This is a genomic window from Armatimonadota bacterium, assembly GCA_035527535.1.
Lineage (GTDB): Bacteria > Armatimonadota > Hebobacteria.
Genome location: DATLAK010000182.1, coordinates 18,935 through 35,407 on the forward strand (window position 1 = coordinate 18,935; position 16,473 = coordinate 35,407).

Annotated in this window: 16 protein-coding genes; 2 read left to right on the forward strand and 14 right to left on the reverse strand. The window is 69.6% G+C overall.

What is annotated here, in order from left to right:
* Positions 1–3 precede the first annotated feature (3 nt).
* The 6 genes from VM221_13465 to def all read right to left on the reverse strand — a co-directional run bounded on the left by VM221_13465 (position 4) and on the right by def (position 5,540).
* Positions 4–738, reverse strand: a complete 735-nt coding sequence (locus VM221_13465; protein ID HUT75829.1) for a zinc metallopeptidase — start codon at positions 736–738, stop codon at positions 4–6.
* 100 nt (positions 739–838) lie between these two features.
* On the reverse strand, positions 839–1,471 hold the full coding sequence (locus VM221_13470; protein HUT75830.1) for a corrinoid protein: 633 nt from the start codon (positions 1,469–1,471) through the stop codon (positions 839–841).
* A 55-nt stretch (positions 1,472–1,526) separates the two neighbouring features.
* Positions 1,527–3,392: an ASKHA domain-containing protein gene (locus tag VM221_13475; GenBank protein HUT75831.1), complete on the reverse strand. Its 1,866-nt coding sequence runs from the start codon at positions 3,390–3,392 to the stop codon at positions 1,527–1,529.
* A gap of 141 nt (positions 3,393–3,533) precedes the next feature.
* On the reverse strand, positions 3,534–3,911 hold the full coding sequence (locus VM221_13480) for a tetratricopeptide repeat protein (protein HUT75832.1): 378 nt from the start codon (positions 3,909–3,911) through the stop codon (positions 3,534–3,536).
* A 22-nt stretch (positions 3,912–3,933) separates the two neighbouring features.
* On the reverse strand, positions 3,934–4,884 hold the full coding sequence (fmt, locus tag VM221_13485) for a methionyl-tRNA formyltransferase (protein ID HUT75833.1): 951 nt from the start codon (positions 4,882–4,884) through the stop codon (positions 3,934–3,936).
* A gap of 98 nt (positions 4,885–4,982) precedes the next feature.
* Positions 4,983–5,540, reverse strand: coding sequence for a peptide deformylase (def, locus tag VM221_13490; protein ID HUT75834.1), 558 nt, complete (start codon positions 5,538–5,540; stop codon positions 4,983–4,985).
* A 149-nt stretch (positions 5,541–5,689) separates the two neighbouring features.
* On the opposite strand from def, the gene VM221_13495 reads away from it, so the two are divergent.
* Both VM221_13495 and VM221_13500 read left to right on the forward strand, forming a co-directional pair.
* Positions 5,690–6,643 carry a phosphotransferase gene (locus tag VM221_13495; protein HUT75835.1) on the forward strand — a complete coding sequence of 318 codons (954 nt, stop codon included), beginning with the start codon at positions 5,690–5,692 and terminating at the stop codon, positions 6,641–6,643.
* An 83-nt stretch (positions 6,644–6,726) separates the two neighbouring features.
* On the forward strand, positions 6,727–7,299 hold the full coding sequence (locus VM221_13500; GenBank protein ID HUT75836.1) for a four helix bundle suffix domain-containing protein: 573 nt from the start codon (positions 6,727–6,729) through the stop codon (positions 7,297–7,299).
* Between the two features lie 34 nt (positions 7,300–7,333).
* Here the strand turns inward: VM221_13500 and priA are convergent, their stop codons facing one another.
* The 8 genes from priA to nifS form a co-directional block, all read right to left on the reverse strand.
* Positions 7,334–9,811, reverse strand: coding sequence for a primosomal protein N' (priA, locus tag VM221_13505; GenBank protein ID HUT75837.1), 2,478 nt, complete (start codon positions 9,809–9,811; stop codon positions 7,334–7,336).
* Between the two features lie 83 nt (positions 9,812–9,894).
* Positions 9,895–11,037 carry a methionine adenosyltransferase gene (gene metK / locus VM221_13510; GenBank protein ID HUT75838.1) on the reverse strand — a complete coding sequence of 381 codons (1,143 nt, stop codon included), beginning with the start codon at positions 11,035–11,037 and terminating at the stop codon, positions 9,895–9,897.
* A gap of 106 nt (positions 11,038–11,143) precedes the next feature.
* Entirely contained in the window at positions 11,144–12,397 is a 1,254-nt protein-coding gene (gene coaBC / locus VM221_13515; protein HUT75839.1) for a bifunctional phosphopantothenoylcysteine decarboxylase/phosphopantothenate--cysteine ligase CoaBC, read from the reverse strand.
* 11 nt (positions 12,398–12,408) lie between these two features.
* On the reverse strand, positions 12,409–13,065 hold the full coding sequence (gene gmk, locus VM221_13520; GenBank protein ID HUT75840.1) for a guanylate kinase: 657 nt from the start codon (positions 13,063–13,065) through the stop codon (positions 12,409–12,411).
* A complete protein-coding gene (locus tag VM221_13525; protein HUT75841.1) occupies positions 13,062–13,301 on the reverse strand; it encodes a BON domain-containing protein in 240 nt (79 codons plus the stop codon). Before VM221_13525 ends, gmk begins: the two co-directional genes overlap by 4 nt.
* A 262-nt stretch (positions 13,302–13,563) precedes the next feature.
* Positions 13,564–14,019, reverse strand: coding sequence for a DUF1844 domain-containing protein (locus VM221_13530; protein HUT75842.1), 456 nt, complete (start codon positions 14,017–14,019; stop codon positions 13,564–13,566).
* 43 nt (positions 14,020–14,062) lie between these two features.
* The gene (gene rodA, locus VM221_13535) at positions 14,063–15,181 is read right to left on the reverse strand and encodes a rod shape-determining protein RodA (protein ID HUT75843.1); all 1,119 of its coding nucleotides are present in this window, start codon (positions 15,179–15,181) and stop codon (positions 14,063–14,065) included.
* A gap of 118 nt (positions 15,182–15,299) precedes the next feature.
* Positions 15,300–16,472: a cysteine desulfurase NifS gene (gene nifS, locus VM221_13540; GenBank protein ID HUT75844.1), complete on the reverse strand. Its 1,173-nt coding sequence runs from the start codon at positions 16,470–16,472 to the stop codon at positions 15,300–15,302.
* Position 16,473 lies beyond the last annotated feature (1 nt).

Here is a 16,473-nt window from a genome sequence, read left to right on the forward strand (position 1 = left end):
GCGCTAGTCCCTCTCACGCAGGATCAGCAGCCGCAGGAGGGTCATGATCGCCATCGCCGCCGCCGCGACGTAGGTGAGGGCGGCCGCGCCCAGCACCCGCCTGACGCCTTGCAGCTCCGGCGGCGAGACGAAGCCGCCCTCTCGCAGCAGGGCGAGCGCTCGATGGCTGGCGTTGAACTCGACGGGCAGCGTGACGAGGGTGAACGTCACCGCGGCGACGTAGAGCAGGATGCCGACATCCATCAGAAACTTCAGGCCTGTGGAGCTGGCGATGAGGCCGACAAAGAAGATCGGGAACGCGAGGGTGGAACCGAACTGCGCGGCGGGCACCAGCACCGCCCGCACCGACATGCCGGGGTAGCGAACCGCTTGCTGGATGGCATGGCCGGTCTCGTGGGCCGCGACCCCGAGGGCGGCGATGGAATCGCTGCCGTACACCGGCTCGGACAGGCGCAGGACGTTGTCCCGGGGATCGTAGTGGTCGGTGAGCCGCCCGGCGATCGCCTCGACCGCCACCGCGCCCAGGGCTTGGGCGGCACGCCGATCGCCGGCTGGCGCGGTCTCCGCCGCGACCTCCGCCCGTTGCAGCAGCTCGCGCGCCAATTGCGCCCCCGTGTAACCGCTGGATGCGCGCACGCGCGAGTAGCGCTCGAACGACGACTTGACCTTATGCTGCGCCCACAGCGCGAACACAAACGCCGGCGCCAGCAACCACAGGGTCCAGTCGAAGTAGAACATGGCAGCACCTCAAAACCGGAGCATGGCTTGAAACCGTAGGGGCGCACAGCGGTGCGCCCCTACGGAAATTACTACCCGCGGCTGACGGACGGAAAACCGGTTAAGCGGCGAGGAGTTCCTGGGCCGTGTCCACGGCGCTGGCGGCATCGGGCGCATAGCCGTCGGCGCCGATCTCGTCGGCATAGCTCTGGGTGATCGGCGCGCCGCCGATCATGACCTTGACCCGGTCGCGCACGCCGGCGGCCTTGAGCGCGTTGATGGTTTCCGCCATGGCGGGCATGGTGGTGGTGAGCAGCGCCGACAGCGCCAGCACCTGGATGCCCTGGTCCCGCACCGCCTCGGCGAACTGCTCCGGCTTGACGTCCACCCCCAGGTCCTTGACCTCGTAGCCCGCGCCCTCCAACATCATGGCGACCAGGTTCTTGCCGATGTCATGGAGGTCGCCCTTGACGGTGCCGATGGCCACCCGCCCCACGGGTTCGATCCCGCCTTCTGCGATCAGCGGCCGCAGCAAGTCGAGGCTGGCGTGCATGGCGCGCGCCGCAATCAGCACCTCGGGCACGTAAAACTCGTTGTTCTTGAACTTCGCCCCCACCACCGACATGCCCGCGATCAGTCCGTCGTTAATGATCTGCTGCGGCGGCGTCTTCTCTGCGATCGCCTGCTCGGTGACTTCCCGCGCGCGGTCGCGATTCCCGGCGATGATGGCGTCGGCCAACTCCTTCAGCTCCATGTGGCTACCTCCTATGGCGATACGTGAACGCTGTTTTTCTGCGTTCCCGCGACCGTCACCTTCCCGCGGCCTTGCTTTTTCCCGGCGCCAGCGGCGCCATCGTCATCGCCTCGGCGAAGCGCAGGTGAAAGTCGGGCCGCGCGGATAGCTCGATGTATTCCACCCGCGCGGCAAAGTCCTGTGCGCGCTCCCGGGCCGCGCGTGAGGCCAGCGCCAGCTTGGCGCCCACCCCGGCGGCGTTGCCGATGGAGCGAATGCGCTCCAGGGGCACCGCCGGCACCAGCCCCAGGGCGACCGCGCTCTCGCGTTTGACGTAGTTGCCGAACGCGCCCGCCAGCAGGATCTCCTCGACCTGGGAGGCATCGGCCCCCACTTCATCGAGCAAGGCTTCAATCCCGCTGTAGATGGCGCCTTTGGCGAGCTGGAGCTGGCGCACGTCGCGGGAGGTAATCGTCAGCGGTTCTCCGTTCTGCGTCTGCTCCTGCGAGGCGACGACGAATTCGGCGCCGGCGGCGCCCTCCCGCAGCCGCCGCGCCAGCGCGGGCGGCAGGCCGTCCGCCTGGGCGGGGGACCGCATGCGCCCGGTGTCGTCCACCACCCCCGCGCGCCGCATCTCCGCCACCGCGTCAATCAGCCCCGAACCGCAGATGCCGCGCACGCCCGCGCCGTCAATGGTGGTGAAGGTGACATCGTCGCCGATGGAGACGGCGTCAATCGCCCCGGCCGTGGCGCGCATGCCGCGGGAGATAGTGGCGCCCTCGAAGGCGGGACCCGCCGCCGTGGAGCAGGCGACAAGCCTGCCGCCGGCAGCGACCACGATCTCGCCGTTGGTGCCGATGTCAATGGCGATCCGCAGCTCGCGCGAGCGGTCGAGATCGGCGGCGAGGATGACCCCCACCGTGTCGGCGCCAACGAAACCTGCGATGCTGGGCAGGACATAGCAGCGGGCGGCGGCGTTGACCGCGAGCCCGACCTCGGCGGCGAGCAGGTCGCGAGCGGCGGTGATCACCGGCACGTAGGGCATGACCGCAAGCTGCCCCGGCGGTAGGCCCAGCAGCAGGTGGGTCATGCAGGTGTTGCCGACCATGGCCGCGTCGTAGATGTGACGCGCATCAATGCCCGCGCGGCGACAGCAGTGGCCGATGATACCGTTGAGCACGCCCACGATGTCACGCCGCAAGAGCTCGAGGCCGTGGGGATTATCGGTGGCGAACTGGATGCGGCTGATGACGTCCTCGCCATGGGCGACCTGCGCGTTCATGTCGGAGGCGACCGCGACCTGGCGCCCCGCGATCAGGTCCAGCAGGTAGCCGACGACGGTGGTGGTGCCGACGTCGAAGGCGATGCCGTAGAGCGCGGCCGTGGTATCGTCGGGCTCGACCGCGAGCAGCCGGTCGCCGGCGAATGCCGCGGTCACTTGCCAGTCGGCCGCGCGCAGCGTGCGGCCGAGCTCGCGCAGCAGCGCCAGTGAGCACGATGCCCGGGGCCGCCCCGCCGCCGCCAGCAGCCGCTCGCGGTCACCTCGCTGATCCTCGAGCACGGGCGCGGGCACGGCCACGAACTGCTTGACCACCGCGGGGTCGAGGGCCAGCTCGTGGGCGACACCTTCGCTCAGGATGCTCTGCTGGAGCTGGCGCGACGCCGGGGGGATGTAAACCGTGAGGTCCGACCGCGGGCGGCACTGGCACGCCAGGCGAAAACCGGCGCCCAACAGCTCCGCCCCGAGCGCCTGGGTCTCCTCCGCCGTCGGCGGCGGCGCGGCGTCCCGCACCTTGACCCGGCACTTGCCGCAGCGGCCCTCCCCGCCGCACGGGGTCTCCAGCGTTATGCCCGCCTGCTGCGCGGCCTCCAGGATGGGGCTGCCCACAGGAACGCGCACGCGCAGTTTGTCGGGCAGGAATCGAATCTCTATGTCGGCCATAGGCTCTGCGCCTGCGCTGCCTGCCTCTTCACCCCGCCTCACCCCGCCTCATGCCCGGCCCGGCGCGACCGGCCGTAACACAACGGGCGGGGGCTGAGCCCCGCCCCGGGACCTCGTCCGCACCGCCGCCCGCTCGCGCGGCTACAACGGCGGCATGTCGCTCAGCAGCGCGAACTGCTTCTTGGCCTCGGCGTGGTCCGGCTGCAGTTCCAGGATCTTCGCGAAGTGCACCCGCGCCTCGTCATACATCCCGAGCATGCAGCAGGTCTTGGCGAGGTAAAGGAGCGCCTCCACCGAGTCGGGGGCGGTCTCCACGGTGCGCCGCAGTTCCGCCAGCGACTCATCGAACATGCCGATGAAACCATAGACCAGACCCAGGCCGATGCGGGCGTCGAGGTGGTCGGCGCGGCGCTCCAGCACGAAGCGGAACTCCGCCATCGCCTGGTCGTACTCGCCGGCGTTCTTATGAGCCGTGCCCTGTTGGTAGTGCTTCTCGAGCTCGTCGGGGGCTATGCTCATGGCAGCCACCTACACCCGAACGTCATTCGCCCGAGACGCCCCCCAGTGCCTCGCCCACCTCGACCCTATATCCGCGCACGTAGGCCGCGCCCGACATCGGGCGCTTAGCGTCCGGCTGCACCTGCAGCAGCAGCACCGCTCCCGCTCCGGCCCTCACCAGCACCCCCCGCGCATCGGTTTCCACGATTTCCCCCGCGTTTCCTGCCGTCGGCAGCGCCTTTTCCGCCACCTGCGCCCGCAGCACCTTGAGGCGCTTGCCGCGATGAAAGGTGAACGCGCCCGGCGTCGGATTGGCGCCGCGCACCAAGTTGCAAATCTGGAGCGCGCTCTCGCCCCAGTCTATCTGCGCGCGCGCGCGGGCAAGGGCCGGGGCGTAGGTCGCCTGCCCGTCATCCTGCGCCAGGCGCGGGGCGGCGCCGCGCTCGATCAGAGCCACCGCCTCGACCAGCGCCTGCGCGCCCAGCGCCGCGAGCTTGCGTTCGAGCTCACCCACGTCCTCCTCGGGGGCAATGGGCAGCGCGCGCCGCAGAATGATGTCGCCGGCGTCCATGCGCTCGTCCATCCAGATGATGGTGACGCCGGTCTCGGTATCGCCGTTGAGCAGCGCGTGGTGGATGGGGGCGGCGCCGCGGTAGCGCGGCAGCAGGGAGGCGTGGACATTGACGCACCCGCGCGCCGGCGCCGCGAGCAAGCCCCGACCGAAGATGTGCCCGTAGGCGGCGACGGAGAAAAGCTCGGCCTTGAGGTCCTGGAGCAGACGGACGAAGGCCGCCGCGTTGGGGTCCGCGGGGGCCTCCACCCGCAGGCCCAGCTCCTGCGCGCGCTCTTTGATCGGCGACAGGCGTAGGCGCAGCCCCCGCCCCGCCGGCCGGTCCGGCTGCGTGACTACCGCCGGCAGCTCGTGCCCCGCCCGCGCCAGGGCGTGCAAGCAAACGGCGGCGAAATCCGTGGTTCCGAAGAAGATGATGCGCATGACGGGTCCGGCAGGGGACAGTTCCTTCCCGCCCCGGGCGTCGGCGGTGCGCTGGGCGACGGGGAACTGTCCCCTCGCGCCGACCCGAGGCCTGGTTCCTACCTGCGAGAGGCCATGTGCGCCTCGAACACCTTGAGCGCGTCCTCCAGCGTCGTTGGCACGCGCTGGGACTCGTCATCGTGCTGGGCGTCGCCCAGCGCCCAATAGAGGGTGTCGGGATCAACGCGGTCCACGAACAGCACCCCCTGGAGGTGATCTATCTCGTGCTGCAGCACGCGCGCCAGCAGGTCCTCGGCCTCGCTGGTGACGGCGCGACCCTGGAGGTCGCGGCCGCTGACCACCGCGCGCTCGGCGCGCTGCACTTGTCCGTATAGCCGCGGGAGGCTCAGGCATCCCTCGACCGACGCCTGCTCGCCCTCGCTCTTCGCCACGCGGGGGTTGATCAGCACCTGCGGCCCGTCTCCGATGTCATAGGCGATGACGCACAGACCGGCCCCGATCTGGGGGGCCGCCAACCCCAGCCCCCCCGCGCGCTCGAGGGTGCTCGTCAGGCGCGCGGCGAGGTCGGCGATCTCGGCGTCGAGCTTGGCCACCGGCGCGGCCTTGCGCCGCAGCACGGAATGACCGTAATGCAGGATGTCGTCGCTGGCGGACATCAGCTATAGTGTATCAAACTAGCCCGCCGGCGTCCATTACCCCAGCGCCTGCTATGACCGATTCCCAGGCTGCGGTAGCCTTTGACAGCCCTGGCCATGTGTCCTATGATGACTAGACACCGCCCGTGAGGGAGCGCCATTTGCCCGCTGTGAACTCGACGCCGGCGCCGGAGACGCTGGTCGCAGTCCTCTGGCCCGACTATCGCCTCGCCGCGCCTACCGCCTGTCAGCCGCTCCAGAGCGGGTTCAATGACCACTATCTGATCGCGACGGCGGAGGGCGAGTACGTGCTGCGGGTGTATCAGCGCGGGTGGCGGACGGCGCAGGACATCGCCTACGAACTCGCCGCGCTCACCCATCTGGAGGCGCGCGGCGTTCCCGTCTGCGCGCCGATTGCCGGGCGGGACGGCGCCTACCAACGCGCGATCCAGGAGGCGGAAGGACCGCGGATTGCCGTCCTCTTCCCGAGTGCGCCGGGGGAGAAGCCTGATGCCACAAACCCTGATGTGGTTCGCACCTGCGGCCGCGTCATGGCGCTGATCCACCACCATACTGACGGCTTCACCTGCGAGTATCGGCGCTTCCGCCTTGATCTCGACCACCTGCTCGATCAGCCGCTCGCAGGAATCCTTCCTTACCTGGCAGACCGGCCGGCGGATACCGCGTTCCTTCAGGTGGTAGCCAGGGAACTGCGCGCGGGGTTGGAGGCCCGGATTAGCAGGCTGGACTGGGGGTTCTGCCATGGCGATTTCCACGGCGGCAATGCCCGCCTCGATGCCGATGGCACGCTACGCGTGTTCGACTTCGACTGCGGCGGCCCCGGCTGGCGCGCCTATGACCTCTCTGTCTGCCGCTTGTACTGCGGGGAGCAGGCCCTGTGGGAGGCCTTTTGCAGGGGATACCAGGAAGTCCGTCCCCTGCCCGAGGCAACCGTCGCCGCGGTCTCTTGGTTCATCGTCGCCCGCCAACTATGGCGGCTGGCGCTGTTCGCAGACAACTGGCCCCGTCTCACCGGCTTCTCTGTGAACGATGATTTCCTTGACCGGCATCTCGGCGTCCTGCGCGAGCGCGTAGGCAAGTACTTGCCGGAGCTTGCAGGCTGAGTTATGGCTTCTGATTTCGGTGCCAGACAAAGGAACACAACGTGCCAGACAGATCGGACCGGTCGGACGACCGCCGGAGGCGGTTGATTCCGGCGCATGGCGGCTATCGCAAGTTGCGGAGCTTCCAGGTAGTGCAGACCATATATGACGGGACTGTGGTCTTCTGCGATCGCTTTGTCGAGAAACGCTCGCGCACCCACGACCAGATGGTGCAAGCGGCACGCAGCGGAGTTCAGAACATCGCTGAAGGCAGCATGGCGTCAGCGACCTCGAGAAAGACCGAGCTCAAGCTCACTGGCGTCGCCCGCGCGAGTTTGGAGGAACTGCTGCTCGATTACGAGGATTTCCTGCGCCAGCGCGGCTTGCCCATCTGGGACAAAAACTCGCCCCAAGCGCTGGCGGTGCGGGGAAGCTACTTGTCAGACGGGTCCCACACGTCCGACAGGTCAGACAAGTCCGACACGTCCGACCCCTACCATTTCGCCACCGCCTCGGCCCAAGAGGCCGCCAACACCCTCATCTGCCTGCTCAACCAGGCGAGTTTTCTCCTCGGCCGGCAGTTGCAGCGATTAAAGGAGACGTTTCTCCGCGACGGCGGGTTCACCGAGCGGCTGTACCGTGAGCGTTCGCGCACTCGCCATCACCGCGAAGGTTGACGCACAGCTCCGCGTCAATTGCCACCGCCCACCATCACGTCAGCGACACGGGATCCATGTCCACCGTAACCGAGACGTCCTTAGGCGGGCGTTCGTGGTCGAGGGCGCGCACCAGGGCGGCGCGGATGGGCTCTGCCTCTGCTGCCCGTAGCAGCAAGTGCCAGCGGTGCTTGCCGCGCACCTTGGCCAGGGGCGCGGAGGCAGGGCCGAGGACGGTCAGGCCGGGAGCGGCACCGGTTTCTCCGAGGGTACAGTCCATCATTTTCCCGGAAGAAAATGGGGACAGTCCCTGCGGTGCCAGTCCCACGGCGCGGGCGAGCGCCTCGGCGTAGGCCCGCGCGGCGCCCTCGCTGGGCGCGCTTACCACCACGTTGCACAGATAACCGAAGGGCGGATACCCGTGCTCCCGGCGCGCCTCCGATTCCTCGGCGAAGAAGGCCTCGTAGTCGTGGCGGCGGGAGGCGGTGACGGCGTAGTGTTCGGGGGCGTAGGTCTGGATCACCACCCGGCCGGGGCGGTCGCCGCGGCCGCAACGCCCGGCGACCTGCGCCAGGAGCTGGAAGGTGCGCTCGCCGGCGCGCAGGTCGGGCAGGTTGAGGCCGACATCGGCGCACAGCACGCCCACCAGCGTCACCCCCGGGAAGTGGAAGCCCTTGGTCACCATCTGCGTGCCGACCAGGACGTCGGCGTCGGCGCGGCGGAAGTCCTCGACGATGCGCACGTGCGCCCCTTTGCGGGTGGTGGTGTCGCGGTCCATGCGGGTGGGACGCGCCCGGGGCAGCCGGCGCCGCAGCTCCTGCTCGACGCGCTCGGTGCCCCAGCCCGCGAACTGGATGTTGGCGCCGCCGCACTTGCCGCAGGTGGTGGGGGGGGTCTCGCTCAGGCCGCAGTGGTGGCACTCGACGGTGCGCGCGGCGCGATGGAAGATGAGGGCGACATCGCAGTGGGGGCAGCGCAGGGCGGTGCCGCACTCGGGGCACAGCACGATGGTGGCATAGCCGCGGCGGTTGAGGAAGAGGATGATCTGCTCGCCGGCGTCGAGCGCCTGCTTCATCAGGTAGATCAGGCGCGGGGTGAAGATGGACTGCCGCACCCCGCGCAGGTCCGCCACCTCCACCGCCGGCGGCGGGCGCTCGCCGATGCGGGTGGGCAGCGCCAGCAGGGTGTAGTCGCCGGCGCGGGCGCGGTGGAAGGACTCGAGGCTGGGGGTGGCGCTCGCCAGCACCACCGCGGCGCCCGCCAGTCGCGCGCGCTCGATGGCGGTGTCGCGCGCGTGATAACGCGGCGGGAAATCCTGCTTGTACGACGGATCGTGCTCTTCGTCGAGGACGATCAGCCCCAGGTCGGGGCAGGGTGCGAACAGCGCCGAGCGCGCGCCGATGACGACCTGGGCCTCGCCGGCGTGGATGCGCCGCCACTCGCCGCCGCGCTCGCCCGGGCCGAGCGCGCTGTGCAGCACCGCCACCCGCGCGCCAAAGCGCCCGCGGAAGATGCCGACCGCCTGCGCGGTGAGGGCGATCTCGGGCATGAGGATGACGGCCTGCCGCCCCCGCGCCAGCGCGCGCTCGGCCGCGCGCACGAAGACCTCGGTCTTGCCGCTGGCGGTCACGCCATAGAGCAGAAACGTTTCCGCGCGCCGGGCCTCGATTGCAGCCGCGATGCGCTCCACCGCCGACTCCTGCTCGGTGGTGAGGCGCGCAGGGAGGTCTCCCACCAGCTCGGCCTCCGCCCAGGGCGCGCGGAGCAGGGGGCTGCTGAACACGCGCACCAACCCCTTGGCCGCCAGGCCGCGCACGGCGCCGACGCCGGTGCCGGCCCGCCGCGCCAGGTGGCGAATGTCAACCGGTTCACCTGCCGCCAGCAGTTGTTCGAGCACCAGCGCCTGCTTGGGGGCGCGCCGGCGCAGCGCTGCCGCCGCCCGGCGCACCTCGGGCGCCGGGTGCACCAGCTCCGCCATCTGCGCCGCCAGCGTTCGCCCCGCCACGATGCGCGCGTCCACCGCGATCACCCCGCTCGCCCGCAACCGGCGCACGGCCGCCACCCCGGCCTCGCGCTCCAGGCGGCGCACCGAGGTCTCGCCCCCCTCCTCGCGCAGGAGGCGCACGGCGCAGGCGCACTCCGGGTGCTGACGGCAGAGGTCGCGCGCGGTTTCCGAGTCAGCGCTCACCGCCAGCCGCGCGCGGCGCGCCAGGCGGGGACTTCCCGGCGGCATCACCGGCTGCAGCGCCTCGCCCAGGGGGCACAGGTAGTATTCGCTCATCCATCGCGCGAGGCGAACCAGCGGCGCGGGCAGCGTCGGCGCCTCGCGCAGAAGTTGCTGCACCGGCTTGAGGTCGCTGACTTGGGGCGCGCTGTGCAGGCGCACCACGAACCCCGGCACCATGCGCGCCCCCAGCGGCACCACCACCTGGCCGCCTTCGCTGATGCGTGACGCCAGCTCCGGCGGCACGGCATAGGTGAAGACCTGATCGAAGGGCCTTCCGGGATTCGGAAGCACGTCGGCGCAGTACATTGGAGAGTAGTCCGCAGACTTGTGCGCCCATGGCGCATTGCGCGGATTGCGCGGACCGTCGGCATCTGCCGCGGGACCCGGTCCTATCCGGCGGCGGCGTGCAAGGTCTCGGCCATGTCGGTATGCTCCCAGCTCACATCGAGGTCGGTGCGGCCGAAGTGCCCGTACGCCGCTACCTGCCGGTACTGCGGTTTGCGCAGTTCCAGCTTCTCGATCATGCCGGCGGGCGTGAGGTCGAAGCGGTCGCGGATGAGGCGAATCAGCACTTCATCCTCCACCTTGCCGGTGCCGAAGGCGTCCACCCCCAGCGCCAGCGGCGAGGGCTCGCCGATGGAATAGGCCACCTGCACCTCGAGCTTGTCGGCGAGGCCCGCGGCCACCAGGTTCTTGGCGATGTAGCGCATCATGTAGGACGCCGAGCGGTCCACCTTGGTCGCATCCTTGCCGGAGAAGCACCCGCCGCCGTGCCGCGCCACGCCGCCGTAGGTGTCAACGATGATCTTGCGCCCGGTGAGCCCGGTGTCGGCCTGCGGGCCGCCCTTCTCGAAGCGGCCGGTGGGATTGACCAGGATGCGCGTGTTGTCATCCATGTAGTCGGCGGGCACGATGGGGCGGATCACGTGTTCGATGACATCGCGGCGGATGGTCTCCAGGCCCACGTCCGGGCGATGGTGAGCGGAAACGACGAGCTTATCAATGCGCACCGGCTTGCCGTTTTCATACTCGACGGTGACCTGGGTCTTGCCGTCGGGGCGCAGGTAGTCCACGACGCCTTCGCGGCGAATCGCCGCCAGCCGCCGCGCCAGCTTGTGCGCGACCATGATCGGCATCGGCATCAGCTCCGGCGTCTCGGTGCAGGCATAGCCGAACATCATGCCCTGGTCGCCGGCGCCGCCGATGTTGACGCCCTTGGCGATGTCGGGCGACTGCGGCTGAATGGATGACAGCACCCCCGCGGTCTCGAAATCGAAGCCGTACTTCGCGCGCGTGTAGCCGATGCTCTCGACCATGTTGCGCACGATCTGAGGGATCTCGACGTAGCAGTCGGTCGTGATCTCCCCCGCGACGATCACCAGCCCCGTGGTCACCAGGGTTTCACAGGCGACGCGCCCCAGCGGATCCTGTTCGAGAATGGCATCGAGCACGGCGTCCGAGATCTGGTCGGCCATCTTGTCGGGATGGCCCTCGGTCACGCTCTCCGAGGTGAAGACGTACCTATTCGACATGCGGTGTCCTTTCGCCTCACGGTCGCAGCCGAGGCTTGCCCGCCGATCCGGTGGCGGGGCGGCTGCGCCGCGTTTCATGGTACGATTACGATTGCGATGTGAACGCTCAGGCGCCCCGGCGCTCCCGCGCCAGGCGCGCGATCACCTCCATCACCCGCTGGGCGAGCTCGAGCTTGCTCATCAGCGGCAGCTCCTCCACGCGCCCATCGGGGAACACCAGGGCCGCCACATTCGTGTCCGCCGCGAAGCCCGCGCCCTCCACCGTCACGTCATTGGCTACCATCAGGTCGAGGCGCTTGCGCGCAAGCTTGTCCTGGGCGCGCGCGATGAGGTCCGAGGTCTCCGCGGCAAAGCCAACCAGGACGCGCTCACCTTTGCGCTCGGCCACCCACGCCAGCAGGTCCGGCGTACGCTCCAGCTTGAGGGCGATGTGCGGCGCGGACTTAGTGATCTTGTGCGCCGCGGGTTCCTGGGGCGCATAGTCCGAGGGCGCGGCGGCGCCGATCACGACATCGGCGTGCTCCACATGCTGCTCCACCGCCGCCAGCATCTCCGCCGTCGTCTCCACTCGCACCACCTGCGTCCCGGGCGGGTCCGGCAGGGCGGTGGGCCCGCTGACGAGAATCACGCGCGCCCCGCGGCCCGCCGCGGCTTGCGCCAGCGCATAACCCATCTTGCCGGTGGAGCGATTGGAGATGAAGCGCACGGCGTCTATCGGTTCCCGCGTCGGCCCCGAGGTGATGAGCACCGTCAGGCCCTCGAGCGCCGGCCCCTTCGTTGCACTCAGGGCAAGCTCTGAGCGGCCCGCAGGGTCGCGCGCGCCGCCCAGGATGCGCTCCACCTCGGCCACCATCGCCGCCGGCTCGGGCAGGCGCCCCTGGCCCGTGGCGCCGCATGCCAGGTGGCCCTCGCCGCACTCCATGACGTGGTAGCCGAAGGCGCGCAGGCGCGCGAGGTTGTCCTGGGTCGCGCGATGCGCCAGCATGTGCTCATTCATCGCCGGGGCGATGATGACCGGCGCGCGGGTCGCCAGCGCAACCGCGGTCACCATGTTGTCGGCCAGGCCGGCGGCGAGCTTGGCGATGGTGTTGGCGCTCGCGGGCGCGACCAGGAACGCGTCGGCGCGATCGGCGAGCGCGACGTGCTTGATCTCCCAGTGCGCGGGCCGCTCGAACATGTCCGCGACTACCTCGTTGCCGGACAGGGTCGCGAAGGTAAGCGGCGAGATGAAGTGGGTGGCGGCCGCGGTCATGATGACGTGGACGTCGGCCCCGGCCTGGCGCAGGGCGCTGGCGACCCCGGCCACCTTGTAGGCGGCGATCCCGCCGGTGACGCCGATTGCTATGCACTTATCGCGCAAGTGGCAGTGGCTCATGGTGTGCGCTTAGCGCGGCTGGCGTCGGCGCGCAGGCGGTTCAGGTCCACCCGCTGGGGGCGGGCGTGTTCGGCGCGCACGATAGCGCGGAACAGGTCCACCGCGTCGGCGAGGCGATCGTTGATGATGACGTAATCATATTCCTCGGCGCACTCGAGCTCGGCCCGCGCGACCTCCAGGCGACGGGTGAGCGCGTCGCCGGTTTCGCTCTGGCGGGCGCCGAGACGGGCCGCCAGCGCCTCCCAGGTCGGCGGCGCCGCGAACACCAGCACGGCTTCGGGGTAGAGGCCGCGAATGCTGCGCGCGCCCTTGACGTCCACCTCGAAGACCAGCGTTTCGCCGGCGGCGAGGTCGCGTTCCGCCTCCCGGCGGGGGGTGCCGTAGTAGTCATCCAGGTACTGCGCCCACTCCAGCAATTCGCCCGCGTCGCGCAGGCGGCGGAACTCGTCATGCGACTTGAAGTAGTAGCTCTTGCCCTCGACCTCGCCCGCGCGCGGGGCGCGGGTGGTGGCCGACACGGCGCGCCGCAGGCCCGGCAAGCGGTCGCCGGCGCCGGCGACGATGGCGCCCTTGCCCACGCCCGAGGGGCCGGAGATGACGACCAGAAGCCCGGCGCCGCCCGCCGAGCGCTGCTTGCGCGGAGGAGGCGTCACAGGGGGACCTTGAGGTTGTTGACGACGTCGCGCACAGCCTTCATGCGGCGAATGACTTCCTCGATGATCTCGCGCTCCCGGCGCAGATCGAGCCGCATCCCCCGCACGGCGCGTAGCTCCCCCTCCAGGTGCACGACGAAGTTGACCACGCTGACGTTGATCTGGTTCGACTCGATGTCGCGCTTGACCAGCTCTTTTTGGATGTCCCGGCGCAGCCGGGTATCGGCAAGGGTCATGACTCTTCCCCCGCGCAGCCGCGAGGATTATAGTTATCAGCGCCGAGCCGTGTCAAGGAACGGTTGCCAGGCGTCTGTGCGAGATTGCGCGTTTTCCCCGACGCGTCGGGGCGACCACGTAGGGGCAAGGCATGCCTTGCCCCTACTGTGCCACCCGTGGCTAGGCCCAAAGGCCGCCGTGGCGGGCAAAGCCCTAGCCACCGCCACGGCGGTCGCAATGCGACCTAGCCGCCGGTCTCTGACCTAGGGACCGGGATCGTTCTCACGCGCCCTGGGCGCCCTGGCGCACGAAGTTGATCCGCAAGTCGTTCAGAGCCTGCTGCAGCTGGCGCGCCTGCGCCTCGGGCATGCCCGCCTGCGACTGCTTGAGCAGAGCCTCGATGCAGTCAATGGCGACCCGCGCCTGGGCCAGATCCCGTTCGACGCTCTTGGTCACGGGGTTCATCACCAGCCCCATCCACTGCCAGGCGTGGCCGTTGAGGAGCGCGATGCAGTACTGGACGACGCCGTACACGTCAATGGATTCCAGCTCCGGCGCCTGCTCGCCCTCCTCGGCCTGCTCAGCACCGGGGCGGCTCCCCGTGTCTGCCGGCGCCTCCGCAGGGTGCTCGTCCGCCGCTTGCCCGTTTGCCTGGCCTCCCCCTTCGCTCGCCGCCCCCTGGCGCTTGTCCACGACGCGGAATCCCGGGTCCAGTTCGTCCTGTTTCTCATCTGACATGACCTCACCTCCGCCTACCTGTGGTACTGGGCGGCCGCCGGCGTCAGAACCTGATGCGCTGGCGGCGCATGGCGATGCTCAGCAGCAGGCCCACCGCCGCCATGCTCGCGACCATGCTGCTGCCCCCATAGCTGAAAAACGGTAGCGGCAGTCCGGTGATCGGCATGATGCTGACCGTCATGCCGATATTGACCAGCACCTGCAGCGCAAACATGGCGACGATGCCGCCCGCAAGCAGCATTCCCAGCGCGTCGTCGGCGTGATCCATGATCGCGAGCCCGCGCCACAGCACGACCAGGTACAACGCGAGCAGGCACGCGGCGCCGACGAACCCAAGTTCCTCGCCCACCACGGTGAAGATGAAGTCGGTGTGCTGGGAGGGGATGAAACGAAGCTGGCTCTGCGTGCCCCCCAGATAGCCCTTGCCCCACCAGCGCCCCGAGCCGACGGCGATCTTGGACTGGATGACGTGGTAGCCGCTGCCGAGCGGATCCACGCCCGGGTTGAGGAAAACCGACAGGCGCGCCTTCTGGTAGGGCCGCAGCACATCGAGCTTCCACGCGCCCGCAAACAGCAGCGCCAGGGCCAGCGCCGCCACCCCCAGATGGAGCTTGCGCGCCCCCGCCAGGAAAAGCATGACGAACCACAATGCCACCAGCACCAGCGCCGTCCCCAGGTCGGGTTGCAGCGCGATCAGCGCGGCCGGCGCCGCGACGTGCATCACCGTCACCGCGATCGTGCCCAGCCGCGTCACGGTTTGCCGCCGGCGAGCCAGCAGCGCGGCCAGGGTCATGATCAACCCCACTTTGGCGAGCTCCGATGGCTGCAGCCGGAAGCCGCCGATGCTCACCCAGCGCGCCGCCCCCCCCGCGGACTGGCCCCGCCACATCACCCCCAGCAGACCGATGATGACGACAACGTAGATCAGGCGGTGGCGGCGGGCCGGCCCCCGATAGTCTACACCTGCGCAGGCTGCCGCTGTCGCCAATCCCACCCCCAGCCACCAGGCCTGGCGCTTGACGAAGAAGAACGCGTCGCCGCCGGTAAGGGAGCGGTTGGAGAAGCTGGCGCTGTAGATCATCGCCAGCCCGTAGAGGGCCAGCGCCATGGTCGCCGCGATCAGCGCCCAGTCGAGGTGCTTGAGCAAGCGCCGTTCGAACATCTCGTCCCCGCATCATGTCCCTAGGTCAGAGACCGGCGGCTAGGTCGCATTGCGACCGCCGTGGCGGCCCTCCGGGTCTAGCCACTCGCACGGGCCGACGCCCTCATCGCGGATTCTCTCACACCCCCCCCTTGCCCGGATAGAGGGGCGACATCGCCCGCAGCTTCTCGACCATCGGCGGCAGCGCCTCGATCACGGCGGCGATTTCCTCCTCGGTGTTGTCGTGGCCCAGGGACAGGCGCAGGGAGCCGTGGGCGACGTCGTGCTCGAGGCCGATGGCGAGCAGGACGTGGGAGGCCTCGAGCGAGCCGGAGGTGCAGGCGGAGCCGCTGGAGGCGGCGATGCCGGCGGCGTCGAGATTGAGGAGCATGGACTCGCCCTCGACGTAGCGGATACAGACGCTGGCGTTGTTGGGCAGGCGTTGGGTGGGGTGGCCGGTGCGAACGGTGTCGGCGATGGCGCGCTCGATACCCTCGAGCAGGCGGTCGCGCAGCGCCGCCTGGCGGGGGGCCTCGGCGGGCATGTCCTCGAGCGCCAGACGCGCGGCCTCGCCGAGGCCGGCGATGCCGGGGACGTTTTCGGTGCCGGAGCGCAGGCCGCGCTCGTGGCCCCCGCCGTAGATGAGGGGGGTGATGCGCACCCCCTTGCGCTTGTAGAGCGCCCCCACCCCCTTGGGGCCGTAGAGCTTGTGCGCGGACAGGGACAGCAGATCAACGTTCAGCGCCGCGACGTCGAGCGGGATATGGCCCACGCTCTGCACGGCGTCGGTGTGGAAGATGACACCGCGCTCGCGGCATACCCGGCCGATGTCGGCGATGGGCTCGATGGTGCCGATCTCGTTATTGGCGTGCATGACCGAGACCAGGATGGTATCGTCGTTGATCGCGGCGGCGACCTGGTCGGGGGTGACCATGCCGTGTCGGTCCACCGGCAGGTAGGTGATCCGCGCGCCGCGCTTCGCCAGCGCCTGACAGCTGTGCAGCACCGCATGGTGCTCGATGGTGGTGGTGATGATGTGAGTGCCCTGGTCGCGGCGCGCGTGGAAGACGCCGAAGAGGGCCATGGTATCGGCCTCGGAGCCGCCGCTGGTGAAGAAGATCTCCTCCGGCTGGGCGCCGATGAGCGCCGCCAGCGACGTCCTTCCTTCCTCCACCGCCCGCGCCGCCTCCTGGCCGAAGCCGTGGATGCTGGAGGGGTTGCCGAACTGGCCCTCCAGGTAAGGCAGCATGGCGTCGCGCACCCGCGGGTGAACGGGGGTGGTGGCGGCATGATCGAGATATACGCGTGCCAAG

Coding starts and splice junctions, on each gene's coding strand:
- VM221_13465 (HUT75829.1), bottom strand. CDS start 738: ATGTTCTACTTCGACTGGACCCTGTGGTTGCTGGCGCCGGCGTTTGTG.
- VM221_13470 (HUT75830.1), bottom strand. CDS start 1,471: ATGGAGCTGAAGGAGTTGGCCGACGCCATCATCGCCGGGAATCGCGAC.
- VM221_13475 (HUT75831.1), bottom strand. CDS start 3,392: ATGGCCGACATAGAGATTCGATTCCTGCCCGACAAACTGCGCGTGCGC.
- VM221_13480 (HUT75832.1), bottom strand. CDS start 3,911: ATGAGCATAGCCCCCGACGAGCTCGAGAAGCACTACCAACAGGGCACG.
- fmt (HUT75833.1), bottom strand. CDS start 4,884: ATGCGCATCATCTTCTTCGGAACCACGGATTTCGCCGCCGTTTGCTTG.
- def (HUT75834.1), bottom strand. CDS start 5,540: ATGTCCGCCAGCGACGACATCCTGCATTACGGTCATTCCGTGCTGCGG.
- priA (HUT75837.1), bottom strand. CDS start 9,811: ATGTACTGCGCCGACGTGCTTCCGAATCCCGGAAGGCCCTTCGATCAG.
- metK (HUT75838.1), bottom strand. CDS start 11,037: ATGTCGAATAGGTACGTCTTCACCTCGGAGAGCGTGACCGAGGGCCAT.
- VM221_13525 (HUT75841.1), bottom strand. CDS start 13,301: ATGACCCTTGCCGATACCCGGCTGCGCCGGGACATCCAAAAAGAGCTG.
- VM221_13530 (HUT75842.1), bottom strand. CDS start 14,019: ATGTCAGATGAGAAACAGGACGAACTGGACCCGGGATTCCGCGTCGTG.
- rodA (HUT75843.1), bottom strand. CDS start 15,181: ATGTTCGAACGGCGCTTGCTCAAGCACCTCGACTGGGCGCTGATCGCG.